Source organism: Flagellimonas chongwuensis (genome assembly GCF_013376415.1).
Classification (GTDB): Bacteria; Bacteroidota; Bacteroidia; order Flavobacteriales; family Flavobacteriaceae; genus Flagellimonas; species Flagellimonas chongwuensis.
In genome coordinates, this window is record NZ_WYET01000002.1 from 73,563 (window position 1) to 99,682 (window position 26,120).

Here is a 26,120-nt window from a genome sequence, read left to right on the forward strand (position 1 = left end):
TGTATAACGTAAAGCATAGAACCCATGCAAGAAAATTATTTGGCAAAATGGCTGAGCGGAGAGCTTTCAGAGGATGAGCTTCGGGAATTTAAAGGCTCCGAAGCGTATGCCTCGTACCAAAAGCTAAAGGATGTTTCTAGTAGGTTGGTAGCTCCCGAATTCGATGCCGACCAAGCATTGCAACGCCTAAAAGATGAGTACATCGACAATGCGCCAAAGGTAATTTCCCTGAACCCGTTCAAGAAATTCCTTAGGGTGGCTGCAGTCATTGCTGTTCTACTTGCTGGCTCATACTTCTACATAAACACTTTGGACGAAAATGTAACCACAGAATTTGCAGAACGCTCCGAAGTTGTGCTTCCCGATGATTCCGAAATATTTTTGAATGCCGATTCCCAAATTTCATACAACGAGAAAAGTTGGGACAAAAACCGAAACATTGATTTACAAGGCGAAGCTTTCTTTAAAGTGGCCAAAGGAAAAAAATTCACCGTTTCCACCGACCATGGAACAGTTAGCGTATTGGGAACACAATTCAATGTGGAAAACAGAAAAGGCTTTTTTGAAGTAACCTGCTACGAAGGATTGGTAAGCGTTACCTATAACAATGAAGAATTAAAACTGCCCGCAGGAAATTCATTCCTTGTAATCGATGGCAAAATTGTAAGCACTGGCGCTCCAAATGGTAATTCCCCCTCTTGGATGAACAACGAAAGTAGTTTTGAAAGTATTCCCCTAAAATATGTTTTTGCCGAGCTGGAAAGACAGTTCAATATCCAGGTCAGCATTGAAAATATTGATACAAATCTTTTATTTACAGGTTCGTTTAACAACACAGACCTAAAAATGGCGTTAAAAAGTATAAGTACCCCCTCCCAAACACGTTTTAAAATAGACGGAGACAACGTACTTTTTTATGCTGAGAACACACAACAATAAGCATATAGGCCTCGTCCTCGGTGTTTTGTTTTTTCTGGTAGGCAACATCAATGCACAGGAAGAACAACAATCCCTTATTTCATACATAAAAAATATAGAGAATCGTTTTAATGTCAAGTTCTCCTATCTAGATGAGGATTTGGATGGTCTTTCCATCAAAATTCCAGAAAACCTAAATACCCTAGAAGAAATTCTTCAATATATCAAGAACACCTTCAGCATTCAAACAGAAAAACTCAATGAACGATATTACACCCTCTCCACCAAAAATCAGGTCAATGTGTGCGGTGTGGTTTTGGATAATTTTGCTGAAAACACGGTTATTGGCGCCACGATAGAGGTTTTGGGAACAGGCACCGCTAAAATCACGGACAATAACGGGTCCTTTTCACTGGAGAACGTTCCTAGAAACGCATCCCTGCAGATTCGGTACTTGGGTTATGTGACCAAATATGTAAAGGTAGAATCCCTCTTGCAACAAAGCGGATGTCCCAAAATACTTTTGGCACCTTATTACGAACAATTGGATGAAGTGTTCGTGTACAAATACCTCACCTCGGGAATTATAAAAGAAAAGGATGCCAGCATCACATTGAACACCGCAGAGTTTGGAATACTCCCAGGACTTATTGAACCTGACATTCTGCAAACCGTCCAGGCCTTACCGGGGATAAAAAGTATTGACGAGACCGTATCGGACATCAACGTTCGTGGTGGTACCAACGACCAAAACCTTATTCTTTGGAACGGCATAAAAATGTATCAATCCGGACATTTTTTTGGGTTGATATCTGCCTTTAACCCCTATCAAACGGATAAAGTGACCATCTATAAAAATGGGACGCCCGCCAACTTTGGTGACGGGGTGAGCAGCGTTATTCAAATGGAAACAGGAAATTCTGTCCCCGAAACTTTTAGCGGCGGAGGTGGTTTTAATTTAATAAGCGGTGATATTTACGCCGAGGCTCCCATAACCCATAACCTTGGAATTCAGTTTTCTGCAAGACGTTCTGCCACCGACTTTTTAAGCACACCCACCTACAAACAATTCATCAATCGGGCTTTCCAGGATAGTGAGATTACACTTCAAAACAACAGTACCGTCGATGATGAATTTATACGTGATGAAGACTTTTTCTTTTACGATTTTTCCGGAAAAATCCTGTACGACCTCAACGAATATCACAAAATCAGACTGAGTGTAATACACATCAAAAACAATTTGAAATTTGATGAGACCAATGTTACGGCAGATGAAACCAACATCAGCCTATTGAAGCAGGACAATATTTCCGTTGGAGGACAACTCCAGAGCAGTTGGACCGATAGATTCTCCACACACCTGAATATGTATTACTCCAAGTACAATTTGGATGCACAAAATATTTATGACAATCAGGTTCAGCAGTTGTTCCAAAACAATCAGGTGATTGAAAACGCCTTAAAATTAAATACCAACTATATTCTGAATGATTCCTTTAACTGGAACAATGGGTACCAATATATTGAAACTGGTATTGTCAATGCCACTATCATAAATCAGCCCAGTTTTGAAAGTGAACTTAAAGGAGTAATCCGAACCCACGCACCATACTCACAACTCAATTACAATTCTCCCGGGAATAAATTCATCGGGGAAATTGGAGCGCGATTCAATTTTATCGAGAATCTAAACACCTTTCAACAGCTTTTGGTGGAACCCAGAATCAACCTGAACTTTAAATTGGCCAATTATATTAGGGCCGAAGTTTTGGGAGAATTCAAAAGCCAGACTACCAACCAAATCATAGATTTGGAACAAAATTTTTTGGGCATCGAAAAACGCAGATGGATTCTTTCCAACGATAACACGCTTCCCGTGACCAAGAGCAAGCAAGGCTCGGTAGGCATCAATTACGAAAAAAACAATTTTTATGTGGGTGTCGAGGGCTTCTATAAAAATGTGGACGGCATCAGCACCAGCACGCAAGGATTCCAAAATCAATATCAATTTTCGGGAGAAATAGGAAGCTACAATGTTAAGGGATTGGAACTGCTCATCAATAAAAAAGGAGATAATTATAGTACTTGGTTAAGCTATGCTTACAACAAGAATGATTACACCTTCGACTCCATTGTACCACAAACATTCCCGAACAATTTGGACATAAGGCACACCATTACCTTTGCCAGCACCTACAATTATAAGGATTTGAAGCTGAGTATTGGTCTTAATTACAGAACAGGCAAACCGTTTACCGAACCTGTTCCAGGCGATGAAGGGCTGGATGAGAACTTCTCCCCGCCCAGAATCAACTTTCAGGCCCCGAACAGTAGCCGATTACCTGACTATTTTAGGGCGGATGCCTCGGCCATATACAATTTTCAAATTGGTAGAACTATTCGGGCCAACGCCGGGCTGTCCATTTTAAACTTCACAAATAGAAGAAACAGCCTCAACAAATATTATCGGGTCAACCAAGATAATGAAATCGAGACCGTGGAAAACTTTTCACTGGGCATTACCCCCAATATGAGTTTTAGGGTGAGTTTTTAAATTTTGTAGATTTATAGAATCAATCTCCCCGATTCAATAACCTGAATCACCCCTCTTTTTCCAAGAGGGGAGCTTTTTATATAGAGATTGATGAAAAAAAGAATCCATAACCGCAAAGAATTAGAAAACTACAGAAAAAAGTTACGAAAGAACCTAACCCCCGCCGAAGCTTTTTTATGGCGTTACCTCAAAGCCAAAAAACTACGAGGTAGACGTTTCAACCGTCAGCATAGCATCAAAAACTACATTGTTGATTTCTATTGTGCTTCAGAAAAATTAGTGATAGAATTGGACGGAGCCGTACACAATACACCTCAAGCCCAAGAATACGACGCAAAGCGCACTCAGGTTATAAATGAACTAGGTTATACCGTGATACGATTTGAGAATAAAATGGTGTTTGAAAACCTGGAATCCGTATTATCGGAAATTACTGAACATTTTAAAGAAAATCCATAGGCTTCTCCCTTTTAATAAGGGAGACTGAGAGGGTTCCTACATCCTATCAGGAACATCAATACCCAACAAACGGAACGAAGATTGAATCACCTCGCCCACTTTTTGGGACAATTGCACCCTGAAGTTTTTCTTCTGCTCGTCGGTTTCGCCTAAAATGGAGACCTGTTGATAGAACGAGTTAAACTCCTTCACCAAATCGTAGGTATAGTTCGCAATCAATGCCGGACTAAAGTTTTCCGCCGCTAACTGAACCGTTTCCGGGAACAATTGAATTTGTTTCAACAACTCCTTCTCCTTCTCGTGCAAGTCCAGAGAGGTCTCGACTGCGCTCGACCCAACACCCTCTGCCTTACGCAAAATAGATTGAATCCTTGCGTACGTATATTGAATAAATGGTCCTGTGTTTCCCTGAAAATCCACCGATTCTTCAGGGTTGAAGAGAATACGCTTCTTAGGGTCTACTTTTAAAATGTAGTACTTAAGCGCACCCAAACCTATGGTTCGGTACAATTGCTTTTTCTCTTCACCGGAATAGCCTTCCAATTTGCCCAATTCTTGGGAAATGGATTCAGCGGTATCTTCCATATTTTTGATAAGGTCGTCCGCATCCACTACGGTACCTTCCCTACTCTTCATTTTTCCGCTGGGCAAATCCACCATTCCATAACTCAGATGAAACAACTGCTCCGCCCAAGAATAACCCAGTTTTTTCAAGATAAGGAACAAGACCTTGAAGTGATAATCCTGCTCATTACCCACCGTGTAGACCATTCCGTTAATGTCTGGATGGTCCGTTACCCGTTGGATGGCCGTACCGATATCCTGGGTCATATACACCGCAGTACCATCGGAACGCAATACGATTTTTTCATCCAAGCCCTCATCGGTCAGGTCAATCCAAACACTGCCATCTTCTTTTTTAAAGAAAACACCACGCTCCAATCCATCCTTTACCACATCACGACCCAATAAATAGGTATCGCTCTCGTAGTAGAGTGTGTCAAAATCAACGCCCAAGTTCTTGTAGGTGATATCGAAACCTTCGTACACCCAACCGTTCATTTTTTTCCAAAGTGCCACAACTTCATCATCCCCAGCTTCCCATTTACGGAGCATTTCTTGGGCCTCCAATAAAATCGGAGCCTCTTTTTCAGCCTTATCTTTGGGTGTACCTGATTCGACCAATTCGGCTATCTGTTCTTTGTAGGCTTTATCAAAGGCCACATAGTATTTTCCAACCAAGTGGTCCCCTTTTAAACCGGAAGATTCTGGGGTTTCACCTTCACTAAACTTTTGCCAGGCCAACATACTTTTACAAATATGGATGCCACGATCATTGATGATTTGGGTTTTGTACACCTTTTTTCCCGAAGCCTTCAAAATCTCTGCTACGGAATAGCCCAAAAGATTGTTTCGGATATGCCCCAAGTGCAACGGTTTGTTGGTATTGGGAGATGAATATTCCACCATCACGGCATCATTGGACTGGGATTTTACATACCCAAAATCTGTTTCTTCAAAAATGCTGTTGAAGAAATTAAGGTAGTAGCTATCAGCAATAACAATGTTCAAAAAGCCTTGTACCACGTTGCATTTCAATACTTCATCAACATTCTCAACAAGGTACTCCCCTATCTTGGTCCCAATCTGAACCGGATTCCCTTTCACAAGGCGCAACATAGGGAATACCACTACGGTAATGTCACCCTCAAAATCCTTTCGGGTAGGTTGAAATTCCACCGTGGGCAAGTCAACTTGGTACAGTTGTTTTACCGCCTCGATTACTTTTTGGGTCAAATCGTTCTGCAAACTCATCTATAAAGGCTTTTCAGGGCGCAAAACTACGCATTTTTTGGGCTTTTCCCACACATCGGTCAAACGGTCCGCCGTAATTTGACTAATTTTAGATATGCTTTTGAACGTCTCCTACAACGATAAAACAATCACCAAAAAAATTGACGATGCCGTGGGTAAACCCATCCCCATAAAAGAGCGTTTTGCCATGGGCGGTATCGGCTCCCCAAAACTTTTTATTACCGAAGCCAGTATCGATATTTACAATCTGCTCATTTTGGATAACAGCACCAATACCTGTAATGTGGAAATTCGTCCGAACGGCATCATTGTTCGGTTCCGTTCCCGTTTGGAGACCTACGGGCTTATCATCCCCTACTATAAATTGAACGTGTACAAGGGTGATATCGGAATCTATTCCATTTATATGGACCATTACTTTATAAAAGTAAAATCGGATACCAAAGTCATTCAGCGATTCTTCCGTAAATTGTTGGACCATCGCGCGGACAACCTTCCCACTAACCTAGAAGATATATGAAAATATTACTGACAGGGGCCAATGGCTACATCGGGATGCGCATATTACCCAAACTTTTGGATATGGGCCACAGCGTAGTTTGTGCTGTTCGGGATGAAAAACGGCTTTCGGTCGATGCTAAAATCCGCTCAAAAATTGATATTGTCGAGATTGATTTTTTGGACGACCCCGAAAAACAACAAGTGCCCAAGGATATTGATGCCGCCTACTACTTGATACATTCCATGACCTCCTCCGTCACCGATTTTGATGAAAAAGAGGCGCAAGCGGCCAAAAATTTTAATATGATTTTGGAGAACACCCAGTGCCAACAGGTTATCTACCTCAGCGGTATTGTGAACGACAAGGAACTTTCCAAACACCTCAGCTCCAGAAAAAATGTAGAAGAAATTCTATACAAAGGCCCGTTTGATGTTACGGTGCTCCGTGCTGGGATTATTGTAGGCTCTGGAAGCTCTTCTTTTGAAATTATACGGGACCTCTGCGAAAAACTGCCCATCATGATTACCCCTAAATGGGTGCTTACCAAAACGCAGCCGATTGCCATTCGCGATGTGATTCAGTTCCTTACCGAAGTGTTGGGCAACAAAGAAACGTACGGTCAATCCTTTGATATTGGCGGTCCCGATATTCTTACTTATAAAGATATGTTGCACGGCTACGCCAAGGTCCGTGGGTTTAAAAACTGGATTTTCACCGTTCCCGTGATGACCCCGAAATTGTCTTCCTACTGGCTCTATTTTGTGACCTCGACTTCCTATAAATTGGCCATGAACCTGGTGGACAGCATGAAAATGGAAGTCATTGCCGAGGATAATCGTTTACAAAAAATGCTGGGCATAGAAACCCATAGTTATGAAGAAGCCATCGACTTGGCTTTCAAAAAAATTGAACAAAACCTCGTTATTAGTAGCTGGAAGGACAGTATTGCAAGCGGCAGAATAAAAAAGGATCTCGAAGATTATATTCAAGTACCCAAATATGGTGTTCTGCAGGATAAAAAATCCACTCCCATACAAAATGAGAAAGAAGTCTTTAAGAACATCTGGCGCATTGGTGGCGCAAACGGTTGGTATTACGGTAATTGGCTTTGGAAAATCCGTGGTTTTTTGGACAAGCTAGTTGGGGGACCGGGACTGCGACGCGGACGCACCCATCCCGATAAAATTTTTCCTGGGGATGCGCTGGACTTTTGGCGAGTCCTCTTGGCCGACAAAAAAAGCAAGCGACTGTTGCTTTTTGCCGAAATGAAAACCCCGGGCGAAGCTTGGTTGGAGTTTAAAATTGAGGACGGTGTGCTTTACCAAACCGCTACCTTTAGGCCCAAAGGGCTATTGGGGCGATTGTATTGGTACTCCGTGCTCCCGTTCCACCTTTTCATCTTTGGCAACATGATCCGGAATATTGCAAAAGTGTAAATACTCAAAATAAAAACCTCTGCTACATCTAGCGCAGTCGAAGGAGTTAAGCATAACGTAGTGTCATTTCGAAATGAATCCTGATAACCATTTGGACGATTGAGAAATCTAAGAACAGTTTAGATTTCTCACATACGTTCGAAATGACGAATCTTCCCAACTCCCAACTACCAACCCCTAACCCCTAACTCCTAACTCCTAACTCCTAACTCCTAACTCCTAACCCAAAGCTGTTAAAATACTATTAAGCCATATCGGGGATTCCCTATTTCTTTGCACTTTGTCACAAAATTGCCCAAAGCTCGTCTAAACCACAGACAACCTTTCCTCCCCAAAAGTCGTCTTAACATTGAAACCATAACTGTAATTATGTCCGTAAAACAGACCCTATTTCTTGCTTATTTTTCGCTTTTGATCGCACTTCCGATGGCGGCCCAGACCATTAGTTCGCGTTTGGTGGATGCCAAGACCCAAAAAGGAATTCCCTACGCCACCATCCAGTATGGGGAGCACCAAGGCGTGGTCACTAATGATGAAGGCCGTTTCAGTTTTGTATTGGATGAAGGTACCGCCCTGCCCGACTCCATTTATGTGACTTCCATGGGCTACGAGAAAAAAGGCTTCACGCTGGAACAGATGCAGGACAGCTTGGTTACTTTGAGTGCCAAGGCCATTGAATTGAGCGGTGTATATGTGTTCGACAAGGAGCTGGAGGTGGATGACATTATTGATAAAATGATAGAGAACATTCCCCAAAACGTGAACAAAGCCCCCGTAAAACAACGGTTTTTCCTTCGGAAATCGGAACTGGCCAACATGCACAAAGTAGATTTTGGGTTCGAAAAATCATCCATTAAAGAACTCAACAAGGAATTGATGGACAGCATTGCCCGTTCTATCCCTAAAAATGCTTCGCACTATACCGAAAGTTTTGGCGACTTCTATAAAAACAACACCGATTACAAGCTCAACATTCTAAAAGCGGCCGACCTGTACGATAAACGCGATGTGGGTTCTTTTGAAGATTTGGCGGAACACATGGAGGATATCTTTACAGCAAACGTAAAGCCGGGATCTTATCTAAAGATAAAATCGGGGATTTTTAGTGAAAAGATACAAGTGGATTCCATTCTGGATACCATGGACGATGAACGGATGGACCAAGCCAAAAAGCTGAAAGCCCAAGTAAAAAAAGACAGTATTTCGGGCTTGACCGATAGTCAACGTTGGCAGTTCAAGGAACTGTTGAGTCAACTGTACTATAAAGATGATACTAAATTGGACTTGGTGGACAAGAACCGCCGTTACGAATTTAAATTGGCCGGCTATGCCGATATTGGTGATGCAGGGGTCTACGTGGTCGATTTTTGGCCCAAGCGAAATAGTGCGGATTTTAAGGGACGTCTCTATATCAACATTGAGGACTTTGCCGTAATGCGGTTGGATTTTACCAATACACAACGCTTGCGCAACTTTAGGTTGCTTGGTATTACCTACCGCGAAACGGTGTACAAGGGCACCATGCGATTTGCCAAACTGCCCAACGGCAAGTACGACCTTCAGTTTATGGAATTGGCCGATGGTAAATTCTTTGGGGTGGACAGACCGCTAAAAGTGGTGGAAAAGAACAAACATGTAAAAGGCCGTCGCAAACAGAACGAATTGAAGCTGAACATTGACTTCCAGATGAACGTTACCTCCAAGTGGGAGCTTGTAGTCTTTAACCAAGACAACATTGCCGAGAGCGAGTTCAAGTCCTTTAAAGAGGATAAAACGGTGAAGGCTACCTACATGCCACGCTACGATGCGGAGTTTTGGAAAGGCTACACCATTATGGAGCCCAACCAGGCGATACGGGGGTTTACGGTTGAGAAGTAGTACAAGGCCTTACTTTGAAGAATTAACCCATTCGGTTAAGTATCTCATGAGGGTATCAACATCACCTTTTTCCAGTTCATTGGCAAATTGTTCCTTTAAACCCTGATTATCCCCAATGTATTCTAAAATATTTTCTTCGGAAACAATATAAACTTCGTCTTTTTCCTTGTCCAAAATATAGGGCAATCTAATCAACGCCCTTTTGGCCGCACTAATTCCAGCAATAATTCCCCCAAACATATAGGGAAGATTGGAAGCTTCGAGTCCGTACCGTTCAAAATTGGAGGGCAAGCCAGCCCTAAAAAGAAAATAGTCATCATTTTCAGCTTCTATCATACTATACCAAAATTGAATCTCATATTTTTTGCAGTTAAGCAGCAAAGAATCCCCATCAGAATAGGCATATAGTTCATTTTTTAAAAACTTCTTTTTTACCGATTTATCAATTGGGTTTAATTGATAATCGTTACCTGCCACCATTTTAATCTTTCCTTTGGAACGTCTTTCAATCTCAACATTGAAATCAGAACATGGAGTTTTCTCCAAAACTCCTTGAAGATTGGCGTACCCACCTTTGGGATAGGTTTCAATTTGTGAAAAAGCGACATTGTAGAATAGGACAAAAACAAGGAGACTGAATACGTTTCTCATATTTTTTGAGGTCTTTGCAACAAATGTATAGATAATTATAGTTCTAGATTACAGATTTCAGATAAGGGTACTTCCAAGGCTTGGCTTATTCGGTACAAGGTATGAATGGTGGCGTTAGTCCTTCCCTTTTCTATTCTTGAAATATTGGTCGTATCGATTCGAGTTTCTATTTTACCTACCAAATCGACTTGTGTATACCCCTTTTCAAGCCGCGCTTTCTTGACATTTTCCCCGATTTTCTTTAAAACTTCCAATCTTTCCATACTTGTCATATTTGACAAGTCAAGAAAAGGCTTATATTTATGGGTGTAAATGCCATATATGGCAAGTTTTGATTTGATATGGAACATAGTGAGGTTTTAACAAATTGGATTGAAGATTGGTATGGCACACCAGAAGAATTGGCCAAAGTTTTGGATCTAGCCTTGGAAATGTTGTTTTATTTGGAAGAAGATACGTTTGACCGTAAAGAAATACAAGAAGTAGTCGCTGCACTTAGAGGAATTGTGGTTGGGTTAAGAAAATGAAATGCATAGCAGCGATTGAGAAATCTCAACTTTCCTTAGATTTCTCACACTTCCTTCGGTCGGTTCGAAATGACAAAAAGTTACTTCGGGGAAATTTGAGGAATTCGTGTCAAACCATAAACCCTTAAAAAAGGAATACTGAAACAAGTTTAGCGTGAAGGGGAGTCATTTCGAAATGAGATGCGGAAGCATCGATTGAGAAATCTCAACTTTCCTTAGATTGCTCACTGTCAATTGTTCATTGTTTCGGCCGGAGCAGTTTCCCTAAAAAGTAGAGAGCCGCCATAATCAGGAGTATCAACAATAACACAAAACAGCTATTCAAAAGCACCGAACCCAGCCCAAGCTCCACAACATTTAAAAAAGGATACGGATAAAAGCCAGAGAAATGTCCGCGGGCCAGCACAAAAACCACATACCCTAAAGGGTAAAGCAGCCACTTGGAGAGCTGTTTCCATTCAACCGTGGTCTTGGAACAGAACATGAGCCAATACACATACATCAGTACAGGGATTATGGTATGCAAAAGTTCATCCACCACCATTTGCAGGCCCGTTGGAGCCCAAAGGCTCCTGAGAACAAATTGGTACACCAATCCCACCACCAATATAAAAGAGGTCAGAGCCATTGGTGTAGCCTTCCGGTGTAAAAGGGCCAGTCGTTTTTGGTCCGCCCCAAACACCCTAGTGGTAAAAAAGAGGGCAACCAATGTGTTGGTAAGAATGGTAAAATAGCTGATAAAACGCAACAAACTTTCAATCAGGGCGGTTTCTCTGTTCTGGAGCATTAAATAGAGTTGGGCGAGTACGGCAAACCATCCTGCACACATCCCTAAAATCTCAAAATTTCTGCGCATATGCTACTTAATTCTATTCTCAATTGGGCCAATACACCCTTAAAGTCCCTCTAGGGGACAATTAGGCTTTTGGCAAAAATACTTCGGCCATCATACAACGGGCGCTACCACCACCACAGGTCTCGATAGTATCCAACGGACTGTGGATGATGAGACAATGTTTTTCAATGACCGTGATTTGTTCTTGTGTGAGGCTATTGTACGCTTGGGTGCTCATCACCATAAAACGCTTATCGTCGGTACCGATTACCTGTAGCATGTTTCCAGCAAAGTGGCACATTTGCTCTTCGGTAATGCGTATAATTTCCTTGCCATCCATTTTAATATGGTCCACCACGTTTTTTCGTTCCTTTTTATCATCGATGGAATCCAAACAGATAACGGCAAAGGTTTCCGCCATGGCCATCATTACGTTGGTATGATAAATAGGCAATCGCTCACCTTCCACCGTTTGATTGGCATGAAATATTACCGGAAAACAATCAAAATCTTCACAAAACTCGATAAAGAGATCTTCGTGCGCACGTTCGGACAATGCGCAATATGCTTTCTGGTTAACCCTGTCCAATAGAATACTGCCAGTACCTTCCAAAAACACCTCTTCCTCTTCTGCGTCCGTGTAATCCATAAAATTATTGATTACAAAACCGTTGTCTTCCAAAAGTTCAAAAATGTCCTCTCTTCGCTCCTTTCTGCGGTTTTCCGCAAACATCGGGTATACGCAAACGGTTCCATTATCGTGAAAAGAGACCCAGTTGTTCGGAAATATGGAATCGGGAGTATCGCGCTCCATATTGTCGCTTATGGTAATCACGTTGACACCATTGTCCCGAAGTACCTTTACAAATTGGTCGAATTCTTCCTGTGCCTTTCTATTGATCTCGGCATTTTTTAGATGCGGGTCTTCCTGAAAATAATTGTTGACGGCAGTCTGCTCGTTCATCCTAAAGTTAACGGGGCGCACCATAAGAATAGTGCCGGTAATCTGATTCTTCAATACGTTGACTGTTTTGGTATACCTGTGGCAGCAGGAAACGGGGTTATAAAATTTATGCTCTTACCAAAGGCATGGTGCTGCATCGCAACAGACCTTCTTGTTTGGCTATTTCGGCATAGGGAATCTCCTCTACGGTAAATCCCTGGTCCCGAAGCCAATTGTTCAATCGGGTAAAATTTCTTTCCGAAACTACGACTTCCGGAGAGATGGAAAATACATTGCTGAACATTTGATACATTTCTTCCTTATCGATTTCAAAGATATTGTCCGGACCGAAGAAATCCACCAAATATTGGTATTCTTCTTCCACTAGAAATCCGTTCTTGTGCAAAATGGCCTTATCCTTTCCTACGGGTTGAAAACAACAATCCAAGTGCAATGCGTTTTCCCTTGGGTTGGTATTCGATTTTCTCAGTTCAAAGGATTTCACGGTTTTATGAGGGAACATATCCCGAATAAACTCCACTGCTTCAATGTTGGTTCGTGCCGTTATGTAGCTTGCATAGTCTGAACCGGTATAGGTTCCAATAAAAATATGGTCGTTCCAGGGCATTACATCGCCACCTTCAATATGTACCTCGGCCGGTGGCCTTATAATTTTATTGGGGTCAATATTATCCAAAACCTCATGGATGGCTTCGAACTCTCTTTCGCGGTCCGGCAAAATATTGGCATGAAACAGGTTATCCTCTATTACAAAAGCAATATCACGTGCAAATATCTGGTTACAATCTTCCAATACCTCGGGCCGATAAACCTTTACATCATATTTATGGAATACACTGGCAAAAGCATCCATTTCTTTGATCATATCTGCCTCCTTTGGATACGTACCTGCTTTGATAAATTCGATGGATTTTGGGTCGTAGGCTTCCTCAATAGTCGGAACTGGCCCACAACTTTCTGCAGTTCCTAAAATGACTGCTTTTAAAGGGCTGGTTTCATCAACAACGTTCAAATCTATCATACTAGGGTTATTTGTCTCCGAAAATATCGGCAGATATGATCAATACGAAAAAATCCTAAAATTTCTATGGCAAATCTAGTGTTTTAGTTGAATTTTATTGCTCGCGTAAATAAGAAAATCCTCCAACTTTTCAATGCCTTACCCTCTAGAAGTATGGTTTGCAGTTTTAAAACGGGGTAATTTTTATCAAAACCTCAAAATACTGTTCAAAAACTCAAAAACTGACATATATCAGGCACTTAAACTGTTTTTATTACTACTTTTGTTTTAAGATTTTTCTTACCTATGAAAAAATTAATGCTCACATCCATTCTACTGGCAACTTTAGCAGTTGTCTTTGGGGGCATGAATGCTTTCCAAAAAATAGATCGTTTTAGCTTTATTTCCAAAACTGGGACTGCTGCTAATCATGAGATGATTCATGTGGTAAAATATGATGATTGCATTACCCAAGAGGACTTGCCCAAGAGACATTTTCTGTTTACACACCAGATAACCCATCAGCATATAGAACCTGAATACAATAGAGTGAACGAATCAGCGAGGAAATATAGCACAGCGTTGGATTCTACCCTAAAGAGCTTGAGTACTGTGGATGCACATGACTTTATCCACAAAACTTTTCAAGATGCAAAAAATGAAGCATCCAGAGAGGACATTTCCGAAATGCAAAGGCATTACCAGTTTGAAATAATGCGAATGTGCCTAGATAAGGATAAGCATTTAAACCAAAACACAATAGGACGCATTCTATAGTTAGTTAATTTGTCCCATTGAAAAAGGGGACGATAATTGCCCCCTTTTTTATTCTCAATGTTCCAAATCTTATCTTTTTTCCAAAGGAACAAAGCTTCTGTGGTTTTCACCGATGTAAACCTGTCTTGGTCTACCTATCGGTTCTTTTCTCAATCTCATTTCTCTCCATTGTGCAATCCAACCGGGCAATCTACCCAATGCGAACATTACAGTGAACATTTCTGTTGGAATACCCAGCGCACGGTAGATGATTCCAGAATAGAAATCCACGTTGGGGTACAGTTTTCTATCTACGAAGTAGCTGTCTTCCAAGGCTTCTTTCTCCAGACCTTTGGCAATATCCAAAATAGGATCTTGAATACCTAAATTGCCCAATACCTCGTCTGCGGACTTTTTGATAATCTTGGCTCTTGGGTCAAAGTTTTTATATACTCTGTGTCCAAAGCCCATCAACCTGAAAGGATCTTCCTTATCCTTGGCTTTGGCCATGTATTTTTTAGTATCACCACCATCTGCTTCGATAGCTTCCAACATTTCCAGTACAGCTTGGTTGGCCCCACCATGCAATGGCCCCCATAGTGCCGATATACCTGCGGAAAGTGAAGCAAAAAGACCGGCATGGGAAGAACCCACGATTCTTACCGTAGAAGTGGAACAGTTTTGTTCGTGATCTGCGTGCAAAATCAACAATTTGTCCAAAGCGTCGATTGCTATTGGGTCTCTTTTATATTCTTGATTTGGTCTTTTGAACATCATTTTATGGATGTTTTCCACATAGCCCAAAGTATCATCCCCATAATCCAATGGAAGACCTTTTTTCTTACGTAAGGTCCAAGCCACCAACACCGGGAACTTGGCCAAAATACGAACAATGGAGTTATACATAGCGGACTCCGAAGAAACGTCCACACAAGATGGATTAAAAGCGACCAAAGCACTTGTCAACGAAGATAGCACGCCCATAGGGTGGGCAGATTTTGGAAAGCCATCCAAAATTTTCTTCATCTCCTCGTCCACTTGGGATTCTTCTTTAATGTCGCTGTGGAATTTTTCAAGCTGCTCCTTGTTGGGCAACTCGCCAAAAATCAGAAGATATGCAACTTCCAAAAAGTCAGCTTTCTCGGCAAGATCTTCAATGGAATATCCTCGATATCTCAAAATACCTTTTTCGCCATCGAGGAACGTTATGGCACTCTCACAAGACCCAGTGTTTTTGTAACCGGGGTCTATGGTCACCATTCCTGTTGCGGCCCTCAAGGTTTTGATATCTATGGCCAATTCATCTTCAGTACCTTTTATAACAGGGAATTCATATCTTTCTCCCCCATATTCGAGTATAGCTTTATCCGACATTTTATGTTTTAATAGATTAGTAAAAATAGAATGCGAAAATTACGAAAAAGCACAGCCATTAACAATTTCCAGCCGCTATTTGTGTTGATATTAACGCTAAAATGATACATAAAAATCGGGTCAATCCAATTTGTAGAGCACTTTGTAATATTCGTCTACGGATTTCTGCCATGTAAAGCGTTTTTTTCGTGCCGCAGCCTGTATTTTTTTCCAAGTTGGTTTATCATTTGCGAACACATCCAAAGCTACATCCATTGCTTCCAACATGCTTTTAATTTTTTCATCGTAGCTATCGCCATCAAAACTAAAACCTGTCCTCATATGTTCCACGGTATCCTTTAACCCTCCGGTATGGTGGACCAAACATGGATTCCCATTTCTCATAGCAAGCATTTGACTGATGCCACAAGGTTCAAAAAGGCTGGGCATAAAATACAGGTCGGATTCCAGGTACATAGAATCAATGAGTTTTTCTGACTGACCGTTGGTGAATATGAAATTCTTATGTTGGTAGCTCAATTTCCTGAAGAGTTCCTCATACTCTGGAGCTCCGGTACCCAAAAGCATAAAGATACCATCGACCTTTTCGAGCTTTTTCAGTATTTCCACAAAGGCTTCTGGCGACCTCATGAAAAAGTAAAATTTTTGCTCTGTCAACCTAGCTACGCTCGAAGCGATAAATTTGGGACGCTCTTCCACAAATGCCATGATTTTTTCCCCGGTATGGGCCAAAAAGTCTGCCTTGTATTTTTTATCCTCTTGCTGCAACCAACCAAATAAGGCTTTCACCGTATTCCGGTAAATATTCCCCTTTTTCTCCTTGTTGATGTTTTTATAGTTACAACCGTTCAGTATGCCAAACAACCGTCCTTCTTCATCCGCCTTTTGTAAATCTGTTTCCAAGCCTTCCCCTCCAATGAACTCGGGTGGTGAACTGGGCAACAACACATCATCTTTATAGGATGGTGATACCGTATGTACGGCATCCGCAAATCGAATGCCCACGGCCATAAGGTTGATACAATCCTGATATCTATGGTCCATCAACTTTTGATAATCTAACGGAACATTGGGGAACCAGTTTTTAACGGAGGAATAATTATTGTCAAATGGACGTATGCCTTGAATGGCCAAATTATGGATGCTATAAACAATCCTGATGTCCTTCAGATTGGTATATTCTGGATGGTATTCGCGCAAGAACAATAATAGGCTGGAGTGCCAATCGTGCAGGTGTACCAAATCTACATCTCCAAATGCTCCCTGCTTTATGGCTTCGGCTACCGCGGTACAAAAGATAAAATACTTAATGGCATCGGTATAAAAGGGCTCTTCTGGATCATTGTGGTAAATGTGTGCAATATCGCCTGCTTCAATCTCCGGATGATGCAGCACATAATGAAAAATATTAGGGAACTCCTTTTTAGGTTTTACTTCGTAGAGCTCGGCAGTATACCCCAAACCGCGCAAGGTAAAATTCACCGTGGTTCTTGGCAATCCCTCATGATGCAATCTAGAGTATGCGGGTACAACCACATGCACCTTATCACCCTTTTCCGAAATCTGCCTTGGCACATCGCGGACCACGTCGCCCATGCCACCAGCTTTACAGTTTTCCAAAGCGTCATTTTCGGCGGCAATAAAAAGAAAGTTGTTCATGCGGGAGAATTATTAATGATAGTTTAGTGAACCCTTAATTTAACCAAAGTTTGGAACTGAAACAAAAAAAAGCCTTTCCGAGTTAGGAAAGGCTTTTTGTATGCTAAAAAATCATTATTCTTAGTTTACCTTGAAGGCTTTTTCTTGTGGATAATAGGCAACTTCGCCCAATTCTTCCTCAATTCTCAATAATTGGTTGTATTTGGCCATACGGTCACTTCTGGACGCAGAACCTGTTTTGATTTGTCCTGTGTTCAATGCCACTGCCAAATCTGCTATGGTATTATCCTCTGTTTCACCTGACCTGTGTGACATTACGGACGTATATCCGGCATTCTTTGCCATGTTTACAGCAGCTATGGTCTCGGTCAATGTTCCAATTTGATTTACTTTGATCAAAATTGAATTGGCGATTCCATTCTCAATACCGCGAGACAAACGCTCTACGTTGGTCACGAACAAGTCATCCCCAACCAATTGAACTTTGTCACCGATCTTTTCAGTCAAAACCTTCCAACCTTCCCAATCGTTTTCGTCCATTCCATCTTCTATGGAGATGATTGGATATTTTTCACAAAGGTCGGCAAGATACTGAGCTTGCTCCTCAGACGTACGCACTACACCTTTGCTTCCTTCGAATTTGGTATAATCGTAAGCTCCGTCAACATAAAATTCTGCCGAAGCACAATCCAATGCAATCATGATCTCATCTCCCAATTTGTAACCTGCTTTTTCCACAGCTTTTGCGATAGTATCCAAAGCGTCTTCGGTACCACCTTCCAATGTCGGTGCAAATCCACCTTCATCACCTACAGCAGTACTCAAATTACGATCGTGCAATACTTTCTTAAGGTTGTGGAAGATTTCCGTTCCCATTTGCATGGCATGACTAAAATCCTTTGCCTTAACTGGCATTACCATAAATTCTTGGAAAGCAATGGGAGCATCTGAGTGCGACCCTCCGTTGATAATGTTCATCATTGGAACTGGAAGCGTATTGGCACTAACACCGCCTACGTAGCGGTACAATGGCATACCCAACTCATTCGCTGCAGCCTTTGCCACTGCCAAGGATACCCCCAAAATGGCGTTGGCCCCCAATTTTGATTTGTTTGGAGTACCGTCCAACTCGATCATTGTTTGATCAATATGGTTCTGTTCAAAAACCGAAGTACCGATAAGCTCCTCCGCTATGATTGTGTTTACATTATTCACAGCCTTTCCGACACCTTTACCCATAAAGGAATCTCCCCCATCTCGCAATTCAACGGCTTCATGCTCCCCAGTAGAGGCTCCAGAAGGTACTGCTGCCCTTCCCACTATTCCATTTTCTGTTGTTACATCTACTTCTACTGTCGGGTTCCCTCTGGAATCCAATATTTGTCTTGCATGAATGTTGATAATGATGCTCATTTTAATTCAATGTTTTATAGTTGTGATTATTGGCTAAAGATACAAAAGACAGTGTTTTTAACTCCATGATATTACTCACAAAACGCACTTAAATGCTTAAAAACAAAACTATATCGTTTTAGTTTTTGCTAGCCTTGATCAAATCGAAGAACTGGTCGAACAGATAGTCTGCATCGTGTGGACCTGGACTTGCTTCGGGATGGTATTGCACCGAGAATACGTCCTTGTTCTTCATTTTGATTCCTGCAACGGTTTGATCGTTCAAATGTGTGTGTGTAATCTCCAACTCAGCATTTGCTTCCGTCTCTTCCCTGTTCACCGCGAATCCGTGATTTTGAGAGGTAATTTCTCCTTTGCCGGTAACCAAGTTTAGAATCGGGTGATTGATCCCCCTGTGACCATTGTGCATCTTATAGGTGGAAACCCCGTTGGCCAAGGCCAATACTTGGTGCCCTAAACAGATTCCGAACAAAGGTTTGTCGGAAGCAATCATCTCCTTAGTGGCAGCTACGGCATCGGTCAACGGTTCTGGATCTCCAGGACCATTGGATATAAAATAACCGTCAGGGTTCCATTCTTTCATTGCATCATACGATGAATTATATGGGAATACTTTGATATAGGCTCCCCTCTTTGCCAAATTCCTCAAAATGTTCTTTTTGATTCCGATGTCCAACGCAGAGATTTTAATCTCAGCGTTTTCGTCTCCGTAGAAATAAGGTTCTTTTGTGGATACTTTGGATGAAAGTTCCAAGCCTTCCATACTGGGGACTTGCTTCAATTCTTCTTTTAACGCATCAATATCGTCCACTTTTGTGGAGATCAAGGCATTCATGGCGCCATTGTCACGAATATAGCTCACCAAAGCACGAGTGTCCACATCTGAAATGGCCAAAAGGTTGTTTTTGTCCAAAAACTCCAACAAACTCATGTCCGCATTGGGTCTTGAGTAATCGTAACTGAAATTTTTACAGATCAAACCGGCAATCTTCACGGAATCAGATTCCACTTCTTCCAAATTGGCCCCATAATTCCCAATGTGTGCATTGGTGGTGACCATTAACTGTCCGTAATAGGACGGGTCTGTAAAAATCTCTTGGTAACCCGTCATCCCAGTATTGAAACAAACTTCCCCTACTGCGGTACCTTCTCTTCCTCCAACGGCCTTGCCATAAAATATGGTTCCATCCGCTAACAAAATCAACGCTTTTTTCTTTGTGTGATACTTCATTTTGTGCTCTAGTTTCAGTTTTGACAAAAAAACATAAAAAAAGGATAAGTTCTCACTTATCCTTTTTCGTTAAATACAATAGTTAATAACATTCTTCTTATTCTTCAGAATCGTCAGTTTTGGTTTCAGCCGCTGGTACTGGTGTCTCAGCTTTTTTTGCTGCGCCTCCTCTTCTACTTCTTCTGGTCGATTTCTTCTTAGGCTTACCTGCGTTGTAAAGCTCATTGAAGTCTACCAACTCGATCATCGCCATGTCAGCGTTATCTCCCAATCGGTTACCCAATTTTATAATTCTTGTATAACCACCTGGTCTGTCACCAACTTTCTCCGCTACGTTGCTGAACAATTCTGTTACAGCTTCCTTGCTTCTTAAGTTACTGAATACAACCCTTCTGTTGTGTGTACCTTTTTCGGTAGTTTGGTTGTTCTCGGTCTTTGCTTTTGTGATCAAAGGCTCGATAAACTGTTTCAACGCCTTGGCTTTTGCAACCGTAGTGTTGATTCTTTTGTGTTCGATAAGGGAACAACCCATGTTGGCCAACATTGCCTTTCTGTGGGCAGATGTTCTACCTAAGTGATTAAACTTCTTTCCGTGTCTCATTGTTCTAAGTTATCATCTTGCTACCAAATCCCTTTTTACAGAGAGAGCAAAATATGATTATTAATCTTTATCTAATTTGTATTTTGAAAGGTCCATACCAAATTGCAGGCCTTTGTTTATGACCAATTCTTCCAACTCGGTCAATGATTTTTTACCGAAGTTTCTGAATTTCATCAAATCGTTTTTGTTGAAGGAAACCAAATCTCCCAAAGTATCCACTTCGGCAGCTTTTAGACAGTTCAACGCCCTTACGGACAAATCCATGTCTACCAATTTGGTTTTCAACAGCTGGCGCATGTGCAATGATTCCTCATCGTAGGTCTCTGTCTGAGCAATCTCATCAGCCTCAAGGGTGATACGCTCATCGGAGAACAACATAAAGTGGTGAATCAAAACTTTAGCGGCCTCTGTCAATGCATCTTTAGGGTGGATGGAACCATCAGTGATGATTTCAAAAACCAATTTTTCATAATCGGTCTTTTGCTCTACCCTATAGTTTTCGATGCTGTATTTTACGTTCTTAACAGGAGTGTAAACAGAATCAACCGCAATGCTTCCCAAAGGTGCATTGGATTTTTTGTTTTCCTCAGCAGGAACATAACCACGACCTTTTTCGATAACAATCTCCATGTTGATGTTGACCTTTGGGTCCATGTTACAGATTACCAAATCCGGGTTAAGGACTTGATATCCTGAGATGAACTTTTGGAAGTCACCAGCGGTCATTTGTTCTTTTCCGCTTACGGAAATAGATACAGTCTCGCTCTCAACATCATCAATCTGTCTTTTAAACCTAACTTGTTTTAAGTTCAGGATAATTTCGGTAACGTCTTCAACAACGCCTGGGATAACAGAAAACTCATGTTCAACTCCATCTATGCGCACAGAAGTGATGGCAAAACCTTCCAAAGAGGAAAGCAAAACCCTTCTCAGCGCATTCCCAACTGTTAATCCATATCCAGGTTCCAAGGGACGAAATTCGAATTTCCCCTCGAAATCTGTTGAATCGATCATTATAACTTTATCGGGCTTCTGAAAATTAAGTAATGCCATAATTGGATTAATGTTGAATTCTTATTTAGAGTATAATTCGACTATCAGTTGCTCCTTGATATTCTCAGGAATCTGTAGTCTTTCTGGAACAGCTACATAAGTACCTTCTTTCTTTTCAGAGTTCCAAGTAATCCATTCGTAAACACTGCTGTTATTAGCCAATGAATCCACGATGGATTGTACGGATTTGGATTTTTCCCTAACACCTACCACATCACCGGCCTTTAGCGAGTAAGATGGAATGTTAACGACCTCCCCGTTTACTGTAATATGACGGTGCGATACCAACTGGCGTGCACCTCTTCTTGATGGAGAAATTCCCATTCTGAAAACCACGTTGTCTAAACGTGACTCACACAATTGAAGCAAAACCTCACCGGTAACTCCTTCTTTTCTTTTTGCCTCGGCAAAAAGGTTACGGAATTGTTTTTCCAAAATACCATACGTGTATTTTGCCTTTTGCTTCTCCATCAACTGGATTGCATATTCAGACTTTTTACCACGACGTCTGTTGTTACCGTGTTGTCCTGGAGGGTAATTTTTCTTTTCGAATGACTTATCGTCTCCGAAAATCGCTTCTCCAAATTTTCTAGCGATTTTTGTTTTTGGTCCTGTATATCTTGCCATCTTCTTTTGGTTTGAAAGTGCGATTATGAATTAAGGCTTATCCTTCGATAATCTAACTGCACCTTCGGGTGAAGACCCTTTTTAGGGGGCCCGTTAAACAATATAATTGATAATTAAACTCTTCTTCTTTTAGGAGGTCTACATCCGTTGTGCGGTAGTGGAGTAACGTCAACGATCTCTGTTACTTCGATTCCTGAGTTGTGAATGGAACGGATAGCTGATTCCCTACCGTTACCTGGTCCTTTTACATAAACCTTCACTTTTCTCAAGCCTGCCTCATGAGCAACCTTTGCACAATCTTCGGCCGCAACCTGGGCTGCGTAGGGAGTGTTCTTTTTAGAACCACGGAATCCCATTTTCCCTGCAGATGACCATGAAATGACATCACCCTTCTTATTGGTAAGGGAAATAATGATGTTGTTGAAAGATGCTACAACGTGCGCCTCTCCTGTAGCATCTACTACTACTTTGCGCTTCTTGGTTGTAGTTTTACTTGTTTTTGCCATATTTTTTAGTTTCTAGTGTTAGCTCTTAGTTATTGGAATCCTAGACTTTTACATTTCAAACAGATTCTTCTAACGTCTAAATACTAATGACTATGTTCTTATTATTTAGTTGCCTTTTTCTTGTTAGCAACCGTTTTTCTTTTTCCTTTTCTGGTCCTAGAGTTGTTCTTTGTACGTTGACCTCTCAATGGCAATCCAGCTCTGTGACGAATTCCACGGTAACAACCGATGTCCATCAAACGTTTGATGTTCATTGAGGTTTCTGAGCGAAGCTCACCTTCGATAGTGTAAGCGGAAACAGCCTCCCTGATTCTACCAATCTCATCATCTGTCCAATCGGAAACCTTGGTATCTTCACTTACCTGCGCCGTTTTCAAAATCTCTTGAGCTCTGCTATTACCCACTCCGAAGATATAGGTAAGCGAAACAACGCCACGCTTTTGTTTAGGTATATCTACACCTGCAATTCTTGCCATAATTACCCTTGTCTTTGTTTAAATCTAGGATTCTTTTTGTTGATCACATACAATCTGCCCTTTCTGCGAACAATCTTGCAGTCGGCACTTCTCTTTTTTATTGATGCTCTTACTTTCATGTAACTAGTATCTATACGTAATTCTTGCTTTTGTTAAATCGTATGGACTCATTTCCAACTTCACTTTATCACCGGGAAGCAGCTTTATGTAGTGCATACGCATTTTCCCTGATATGTGCGCCGTTACAACGTGCCCATTTTCCAATTCTACCCTGAACATTGCATTGGACAATGCTTCAATGATAGTCCCGTCTTGTTCTATTGCTGGCTGCTTTGCCATAAATTATGCTACTTTTCTGTTTTTACCGGTTTTCATCAAGCCGTCGTAATGTCTATTCAACAAATAAGAATTTACTTGTTGTACTGTGTCTATGGCCACACCTACCATAATCAATAGTGAGGTTCCTCCATAAAACAATGCCCATCCGGCCTGTACGTCCATCAATTTCACAACAATCGCAGGCAATACTGCCAACAATGCCAAAAAGATAGATCCTGGTAATGTAATCAAGGACATGATTTTGTCCAAGTAATTTCCTGTTTCTTTCCCAGGGCGTATGCCAGGGATAAAGCCACCACTTCTTTTCAAATCATCGGCCATTTTGTTGGTCGGTACTGTGATTGCTGTATAGAAGTATGTGAATATGATAATCAGTACTGCAAATAGGATATTGTAAGCCAATCCGAATATATCGGCGAACTGTACTTCCATCCACTGCCCTGCAGCTGTATCATTAAATGTTCTACCAATTAAACTTGGTGCAAACATAATTGCCTGTGCAAAGATAATAGGCATTACACCAGATGCATTCAATTTTAAAGGAATGTACTGGCGTGCTCCCATTACATTCTTTTCGTATCCGCCAGAAGCGGTTCTTCTTGCATATTGTACCGGAATCTGTCTTACAGCCATGGTCAGATAAACACTGGCCAATATTACCAAGAACCAAACAATTACCTCGATCAACATAAACATGATGCCACCGGTATTGTTGGTTGTTCTTGAAACAAATTCCTGTGCAAATGCTTGTGGCATTGTAGCGATAATACCTACCATAATCAATAGGGATATACCGTTTCCGATTCCCTTATCGGTAATTTTTTCACCCAACCACATGGCGAACACACATCCTGTTACCAATATAATAACAGCTGGAACGATGAAATCCAAACCTTTACCCAAAACAAATGCACTGTCCGGCACACCTAGGGCACCTAGACCGTACAAGTAGGCTGGGGCTTGAACTATACAGATACCTATCGTTAACCAACGGGTTATCTGATTGATGGTCTTTCTACCACTTTCTCCTTCTTTCTGTAGTTTTTGAAGGTAGGGAATCGCAATTCCCATCAACTGTACCACGATCGAAGCGGAGATGTAGGGCATAATACCCAAAGCGAATACCGAAGCATTCGCAAAAGCACCACCTGTAAAAGCATTCAGAATACCCAAGATTCCATTTTCGGTCTGCGAGGATAATTGGGCCAATTGGGCGGTATCAATACCCGGAAGGACAACTTGGGCACCGAATCGGTACACCAATAACAATCCCAATGTTAGGATAATACGTTGTCTCAGTTCATCTATCTTCCAGATATTTGATATGGTCTCAATAAATTTCTTCATGCTATAACTTCTTATAAACTTATTGCTTCACCTCCTGCTGACTCGATGGCAGCTTTTGCGGAAGCAGTAAATTTATGTACAGATACTTTAAGGGACGCCTTCAATTCGCCATCACCCAATATCTTTACCAAATCATTTTTGTGGGCCAATCCGTTCTCCAAAAGAGTTTCCAAGGTAACCTCGTTTTTAACAACGCCCTTATCTACCAACTCTTGTAGTTTACCTAAATTAATCCCAGTGTACTCTTTTCTATTGATGTTGGTAAAACCAAACTTAGGTACACGTCTTTGCAATGGCATCTGACCACCTTCGAAACCAATCTTTTTGGAATATCCAGATCTAGACTTGGCCCCTTTATGTCCACGGGTAGAAGTTCCTCCTTTACCGGAGCCTTCTCCACGTCCTACACGTTTTCCTTCTCTGTGCACAGCGCCATCCGCTGGTTTAAGATTATTTAAATCCATGTGCCTTTATATTTTAAGCTTCCTCAGTGGAAACCAAGTGTTTTACCTTATTTACCATTCCAAGGATACTAGGAGTTGCTTCGTGCTCAACTACCTGTCCGATTTTTTTCAGTCCAAGAGCCTCCAAAGTTCTTTTTTGGTTTTGTGGCTTTTTAATGCCGCTCTTTATTTGCTTAACCTTAATCTTTGACATAATATCCTCTATTTATCCTTTAAAGACTTTTTCCAAGGAAACTCCTCTTTGCTTAGCTACAGTGTCAGCGCTTCTCAATTGCAACAAAGCATCGAAAGTTGCTTTTACCACGTTGTGCGGGTTTGAAGATCCTTGAGACTTTGAAAGTACGTCATGTACTCCAACTGCTTCCAATACGGCTCTCACTGCTCCACCGGCGATTACCCCGGTACCATGCGATGCTGGCTTGATGAACACCCTTGCGCCTCCGAACTTTCCTTTTTGTTCATGAGGAAGTGTTGCTTTTGTCAAAGGTATACGAACCAAGTTCTTTTTAGCATCCTCGATAGCCTTCGCAATAGCTGTGGCAACCTCTTTGGATTTACCCAAACCATGTCCAACTACTCCGTTTTCATCACCAACAACAACTATTGCTGAAAAACCAAAGGCTCTACCACCTTTTGTTACCTTGGTAACCCTTTGTACTCCAACCAAACGGTCCTTCAACTCCAGTCCACCTGGCTTTACTATCTCTACGTTCTTGTAATTCTGGTACATAG

The 26,120-nt window shown here is 41.5% G+C and carries 29 protein-coding genes; 8 read left to right on the top strand and 21 right to left on the bottom strand.

Features of this window, described 5'->3' with window-relative positions:
* Window positions 1-24: 24 nt before the first annotated feature.
* The 3 genes from GUA46_RS05165 (at window position 25) to GUA46_RS05175 (ending at window position 3,934) form a co-directional block, all read left to right on the top strand.
* Window positions 25-939 carry a FecR family protein gene (locus GUA46_RS05165; protein WP_176619602.1) on the top strand — a complete coding sequence of 305 codons (915 nt, stop codon included), beginning with the start codon at window positions 25-27 and terminating at the stop codon, window positions 937-939.
* Window positions 917-3,475: a TonB-dependent receptor gene (locus tag GUA46_RS05170; protein ID WP_176619603.1), complete on the top strand. Its 2,559-nt coding sequence runs from the start codon at window positions 917-919 to the stop codon at window positions 3,473-3,475. Before GUA46_RS05165 ends, GUA46_RS05170 begins: the two co-directional genes overlap by 23 nt.
* Before the next feature lie 90 nt (window positions 3,476-3,565).
* Window positions 3,566-3,934: an endonuclease domain-containing protein gene (locus GUA46_RS05175; protein ID WP_176619604.1), complete on the top strand. Its 369-nt coding sequence runs from the start codon at window positions 3,566-3,568 to the stop codon at window positions 3,932-3,934.
* Window positions 3,935-3,970: 36 nt separating this feature from the next.
* Here the strand turns inward: GUA46_RS05175 and argS are convergent, their stop codons facing one another.
* Window positions 3,971-5,749, bottom strand: coding sequence for an arginine--tRNA ligase (gene argS / locus GUA46_RS05180; RefSeq protein ID WP_176619605.1), 1,779 nt, complete (start codon window positions 5,747-5,749; stop codon window positions 3,971-3,973).
* A 94-nt stretch (window positions 5,750-5,843) separates the two neighbouring features.
* Between argS and GUA46_RS05185 the strand changes: the two genes are divergently transcribed.
* From GUA46_RS05185 to GUA46_RS05195, 3 genes are all read left to right on the top strand, one after another.
* Window positions 5,844-6,269 (top strand): hypothetical protein, encoded by a 426-nt coding sequence (locus GUA46_RS05185; RefSeq protein WP_176619606.1) that lies wholly within the window; start codon window positions 5,844-5,846, stop codon window positions 6,267-6,269.
* A complete protein-coding gene (locus GUA46_RS05190; protein ID WP_176619607.1) occupies window positions 6,266-7,687 on the top strand; it encodes an SDR family oxidoreductase in 1,422 nt (473 codons plus the stop codon). The genes GUA46_RS05185 and GUA46_RS05190 overlap by 4 nt, the downstream gene beginning before the upstream one ends.
* A gap of 369 nt (window positions 7,688-8,056) precedes the next feature.
* The gene (locus GUA46_RS05195) at window positions 8,057-9,565 is read left to right on the top strand and encodes a peptidase associated/transthyretin-like domain-containing protein (RefSeq protein WP_176619608.1); all 1,509 of its coding nucleotides are present in this window, start codon (window positions 8,057-8,059) and stop codon (window positions 9,563-9,565) included.
* A 9-nt stretch (window positions 9,566-9,574) separates the two neighbouring features.
* Here GUA46_RS05195 and GUA46_RS05200 read toward each other — a convergent pair whose 3' ends face one another.
* Window positions 9,575-10,216: a DUF6563 family protein gene (locus tag GUA46_RS05200; protein WP_176619609.1), complete on the bottom strand. Its 642-nt coding sequence runs from the start codon at window positions 10,214-10,216 to the stop codon at window positions 9,575-9,577.
* Between the two features lie 35 nt (window positions 10,217-10,251).
* The gene (locus GUA46_RS05205; protein WP_176619610.1) at window positions 10,252-10,479 is read right to left on the bottom strand and encodes a helix-turn-helix domain-containing protein; all 228 of its coding nucleotides are present in this window, start codon (window positions 10,477-10,479) and stop codon (window positions 10,252-10,254) included.
* A 78-nt stretch (window positions 10,480-10,557) separates the two neighbouring features.
* Here GUA46_RS05205 and GUA46_RS05210 point away from each other — a divergent pair, with 78 nt between their 5' ends.
* Entirely contained in the window at window positions 10,558-10,743 is a 186-nt protein-coding gene (locus tag GUA46_RS05210; RefSeq protein ID WP_176619611.1) for a hypothetical protein, read from the top strand.
* 238 nt (window positions 10,744-10,981) lie between these two features.
* Here GUA46_RS05210 and GUA46_RS05215 read toward each other — a convergent pair whose 3' ends face one another.
* The 3 genes from GUA46_RS05215 to GUA46_RS05225 all read right to left on the bottom strand — a co-directional run bounded on the left by GUA46_RS05215 (window position 10,982) and on the right by GUA46_RS05225 (window position 13,563).
* Entirely contained in the window at window positions 10,982-11,599 is a 618-nt protein-coding gene (locus GUA46_RS05215; RefSeq protein ID WP_176619612.1) for a Pr6Pr family membrane protein, read from the bottom strand.
* 61 nt (window positions 11,600-11,660) lie between these two features.
* Window positions 11,661-12,566, bottom strand: coding sequence for a citrulline utilization hydrolase CtlX (ctlX, locus tag GUA46_RS05220; RefSeq protein WP_176619682.1), 906 nt, complete (start codon window positions 12,564-12,566; stop codon window positions 11,661-11,663).
* Window positions 12,567-12,648: 82 nt separating this feature from the next.
* A complete protein-coding gene (locus GUA46_RS05225) occupies window positions 12,649-13,563 on the bottom strand; it encodes a dimethylarginine dimethylaminohydrolase family protein (protein ID WP_176619613.1) in 915 nt (304 codons plus the stop codon).
* Window positions 13,564-13,848: 285 nt separating this feature from the next.
* On the opposite strand from GUA46_RS05225, the gene GUA46_RS05230 reads away from it, so the two are divergent.
* Entirely contained in the window at window positions 13,849-14,319 is a 471-nt protein-coding gene (locus GUA46_RS05230) for a hypothetical protein (protein ID WP_108246837.1), read from the top strand.
* Between the two features lie 69 nt (window positions 14,320-14,388).
* Here the strand turns inward: GUA46_RS05230 and GUA46_RS05235 are convergent, their stop codons facing one another.
* From GUA46_RS05235 to rpsE, 15 genes are all read right to left on the bottom strand, one after another.
* Window positions 14,389-15,672, bottom strand: a complete 1,284-nt coding sequence (locus GUA46_RS05235) for a citrate synthase (RefSeq protein WP_176619614.1) — start codon at window positions 15,670-15,672, stop codon at window positions 14,389-14,391.
* A 120-nt stretch (window positions 15,673-15,792) separates the two neighbouring features.
* Window positions 15,793-17,331 (bottom strand): glycogen synthase, encoded by a 1,539-nt coding sequence (locus GUA46_RS05240; RefSeq protein ID WP_176619615.1) that lies wholly within the window; start codon window positions 17,329-17,331, stop codon window positions 15,793-15,795.
* A gap of 120 nt (window positions 17,332-17,451) precedes the next feature.
* Entirely contained in the window at window positions 17,452-18,744 is a 1,293-nt protein-coding gene (gene eno, locus GUA46_RS05245; RefSeq protein ID WP_108246834.1) for a phosphopyruvate hydratase, read from the bottom strand.
* Window positions 18,745-18,862: 118 nt separating this feature from the next.
* A complete protein-coding gene (gene carA / locus GUA46_RS05250) occupies window positions 18,863-19,975 on the bottom strand; it encodes a glutamine-hydrolyzing carbamoyl-phosphate synthase small subunit (RefSeq protein WP_176619616.1) in 1,113 nt (370 codons plus the stop codon).
* A gap of 97 nt (window positions 19,976-20,072) precedes the next feature.
* A complete protein-coding gene (rplQ, locus tag GUA46_RS05255; protein ID WP_176619617.1) occupies window positions 20,073-20,576 on the bottom strand; it encodes a 50S ribosomal protein L17 in 504 nt (167 codons plus the stop codon).
* 60 nt (window positions 20,577-20,636) lie between these two features.
* Window positions 20,637-21,629: a DNA-directed RNA polymerase subunit alpha gene (locus GUA46_RS05260; protein WP_108246831.1), complete on the bottom strand. Its 993-nt coding sequence runs from the start codon at window positions 21,627-21,629 to the stop codon at window positions 20,637-20,639.
* Window positions 21,630-21,650: 21 nt separating this feature from the next.
* Complete coding sequence (gene rpsD / locus GUA46_RS05265) at window positions 21,651-22,256, bottom strand: 30S ribosomal protein S4 (protein ID WP_166249047.1); 606 nt, start codon at window positions 22,254-22,256, stop codon at window positions 21,651-21,653.
* Window positions 22,257-22,369: 113 nt separating this feature from the next.
* Window positions 22,370-22,762: a 30S ribosomal protein S11 gene (gene rpsK / locus GUA46_RS05270; RefSeq protein WP_108246829.1), complete on the bottom strand. Its 393-nt coding sequence runs from the start codon at window positions 22,760-22,762 to the stop codon at window positions 22,370-22,372.
* 101 nt (window positions 22,763-22,863) lie between these two features.
* On the bottom strand, window positions 22,864-23,238 hold the full coding sequence (gene rpsM / locus GUA46_RS05275) for a 30S ribosomal protein S13 (protein WP_108246828.1): 375 nt from the start codon (window positions 23,236-23,238) through the stop codon (window positions 22,864-22,866).
* A gap of 2 nt (window positions 23,239-23,240) precedes the next feature.
* The gene (gene ykgO / locus GUA46_RS05280; protein ID WP_010519235.1) at window positions 23,241-23,357 is read right to left on the bottom strand and encodes a type B 50S ribosomal protein L36; all 117 of its coding nucleotides are present in this window, start codon (window positions 23,355-23,357) and stop codon (window positions 23,241-23,243) included.
* A 4-nt stretch (window positions 23,358-23,361) separates the two neighbouring features.
* Window positions 23,362-23,577 carry a translation initiation factor IF-1 gene (infA, locus tag GUA46_RS05285; protein ID WP_014031991.1) on the bottom strand — a complete coding sequence of 72 codons (216 nt, stop codon included), beginning with the start codon at window positions 23,575-23,577 and terminating at the stop codon, window positions 23,362-23,364.
* Between the two features lie 3 nt (window positions 23,578-23,580).
* Window positions 23,581-24,924, bottom strand: coding sequence for a preprotein translocase subunit SecY (gene secY / locus GUA46_RS05290; RefSeq protein ID WP_108246827.1), 1,344 nt, complete (start codon window positions 24,922-24,924; stop codon window positions 23,581-23,583).
* Between the two features lie 11 nt (window positions 24,925-24,935).
* Window positions 24,936-25,388: a 50S ribosomal protein L15 gene (gene rplO, locus GUA46_RS05295; RefSeq protein ID WP_108246826.1), complete on the bottom strand. Its 453-nt coding sequence runs from the start codon at window positions 25,386-25,388 to the stop codon at window positions 24,936-24,938.
* A 13-nt stretch (window positions 25,389-25,401) separates the two neighbouring features.
* Window positions 25,402-25,581: a 50S ribosomal protein L30 gene (gene rpmD / locus GUA46_RS05300; protein ID WP_108246825.1), complete on the bottom strand. Its 180-nt coding sequence runs from the start codon at window positions 25,579-25,581 to the stop codon at window positions 25,402-25,404.
* Window positions 25,582-25,593: 12 nt separating this feature from the next.
* On the bottom strand, window positions 25,594-26,118 hold the full coding sequence (gene rpsE, locus GUA46_RS05305) for a 30S ribosomal protein S5 (RefSeq protein WP_176619618.1): 525 nt from the start codon (window positions 26,116-26,118) through the stop codon (window positions 25,594-25,596).
* Window positions 26,119-26,120 lie beyond the last annotated feature (2 nt).

Excerpts from the sequence above, each read along its gene's own strand:
- GUA46_RS05230 (WP_108246837.1), top strand. The coding sequence starts at position 13,849 with ATGAAAAAATTAATGCTCACATCCATTCTACTGGCAACTTTAGCAGTT.
- GUA46_RS05185 (WP_176619606.1), top strand. The coding sequence starts at position 5,844 with ATGCTTTTGAACGTCTCCTACAACGATAAAACAATCACCAAAAAAATT.
- rplQ (WP_176619617.1), bottom strand. The coding sequence starts at position 20,576 with ATGAGACACGGAAAGAAGTTTAATCACTTAGGTAGAACATCTGCCCAC.
- GUA46_RS05205 (WP_176619610.1), bottom strand. The coding sequence starts at position 10,479 with ATGGAAAGATTGGAAGTTTTAAAGAAAATCGGGGAAAATGTCAAGAAA.
- GUA46_RS05190 (WP_176619607.1), top strand. The coding sequence starts at position 6,266 with ATGAAAATATTACTGACAGGGGCCAATGGCTACATCGGGATGCGCATA.
- rpmD (WP_108246825.1), bottom strand. The coding sequence starts at position 25,581 with ATGTCAAAGATTAAGGTTAAGCAAATAAAGAGCGGCATTAAAAAGCCA.
- rpsK (WP_108246829.1), bottom strand. The coding sequence starts at position 22,762 with ATGGCAAAAACAAGTAAAACTACAACCAAGAAGCGCAAAGTAGTAGTA.
- eno (WP_108246834.1), bottom strand. The coding sequence starts at position 18,744 with ATGAGCATCATTATCAACATTCATGCAAGACAAATATTGGATTCCAGA.
- argS (WP_176619605.1), bottom strand. The coding sequence starts at position 5,749 with ATGAGTTTGCAGAACGATTTGACCCAAAAAGTAATCGAGGCGGTAAAA.
- secY (WP_108246827.1), bottom strand. The coding sequence starts at position 24,924 with ATGAAGAAATTTATTGAGACCATATCAAATATCTGGAAGATAGATGAA.
- GUA46_RS05260 (WP_108246831.1), bottom strand. The coding sequence starts at position 21,629 with ATGGCATTACTTAATTTTCAGAAGCCCGATAAAGTTATAATGATCGAT.
- ctlX (WP_176619682.1), bottom strand. The coding sequence starts at position 12,566 with ATGGTGCGCCCCGTTAACTTTAGGATGAACGAGCAGACTGCCGTCAAC.
- GUA46_RS05165 (WP_176619602.1), top strand. The coding sequence starts at position 25 with ATGCAAGAAAATTATTTGGCAAAATGGCTGAGCGGAGAGCTTTCAGAG.
- ykgO (WP_010519235.1), bottom strand. The coding sequence starts at position 23,357 with ATGAAAGTAAGAGCATCAATAAAAAAGAGAAGTGCCGACTGCAAGATT.
- rpsD (WP_166249047.1), bottom strand. The coding sequence starts at position 22,256 with ATGGCAAGATATACAGGACCAAAAACAAAAATCGCTAGAAAATTTGGA.
- carA (WP_176619616.1), bottom strand. The coding sequence starts at position 19,975 with ATGAAGTATCACACAAAGAAAAAAGCGTTGATTTTGTTAGCGGATGGA.
- GUA46_RS05225 (WP_176619613.1), bottom strand. The coding sequence starts at position 13,563 with ATGATAGATTTGAACGTTGTTGATGAAACCAGCCCTTTAAAAGCAGTC.
- rpsE (WP_176619618.1), bottom strand. The coding sequence starts at position 26,118 with ATGTACCAGAATTACAAGAACGTAGAGATAGTAAAGCCAGGTGGACTG.
- rplO (WP_108246826.1), bottom strand. The coding sequence starts at position 25,388 with ATGGATTTAAATAATCTTAAACCAGCGGATGGCGCTGTGCACAGAGAA.
- GUA46_RS05200 (WP_176619609.1), bottom strand. The coding sequence starts at position 10,216 with ATGAGAAACGTATTCAGTCTCCTTGTTTTTGTCCTATTCTACAATGTC.
- GUA46_RS05195 (WP_176619608.1), top strand. The coding sequence starts at position 8,057 with ATGTCCGTAAAACAGACCCTATTTCTTGCTTATTTTTCGCTTTTGATC.
- GUA46_RS05215 (WP_176619612.1), bottom strand. The coding sequence starts at position 11,599 with ATGCGCAGAAATTTTGAGATTTTAGGGATGTGTGCAGGATGGTTTGCC.
- GUA46_RS05240 (WP_176619615.1), bottom strand. The coding sequence starts at position 17,331 with ATGAACAACTTTCTTTTTATTGCCGCCGAAAATGACGCTTTGGAAAAC.
- GUA46_RS05170 (WP_176619603.1), top strand. The coding sequence starts at position 917 with ATGCTGAGAACACACAACAATAAGCATATAGGCCTCGTCCTCGGTGTT.
- infA (WP_014031991.1), bottom strand. The coding sequence starts at position 23,577 with ATGGCAAAGCAGCCAGCAATAGAACAAGACGGGACTATCATTGAAGCA.
- GUA46_RS05235 (WP_176619614.1), bottom strand. The coding sequence starts at position 15,672 with ATGTCGGATAAAGCTATACTCGAATATGGGGGAGAAAGATATGAATTC.
- GUA46_RS05210 (WP_176619611.1), top strand. The coding sequence starts at position 10,558 with ATGGAACATAGTGAGGTTTTAACAAATTGGATTGAAGATTGGTATGGC.
- GUA46_RS05175 (WP_176619604.1), top strand. The coding sequence starts at position 3,566 with ATGAAAAAAAGAATCCATAACCGCAAAGAATTAGAAAACTACAGAAAA.
- rpsM (WP_108246828.1), bottom strand. The coding sequence starts at position 23,238 with ATGGCAAGAATTGCAGGTGTAGATATACCTAAACAAAAGCGTGGCGTT.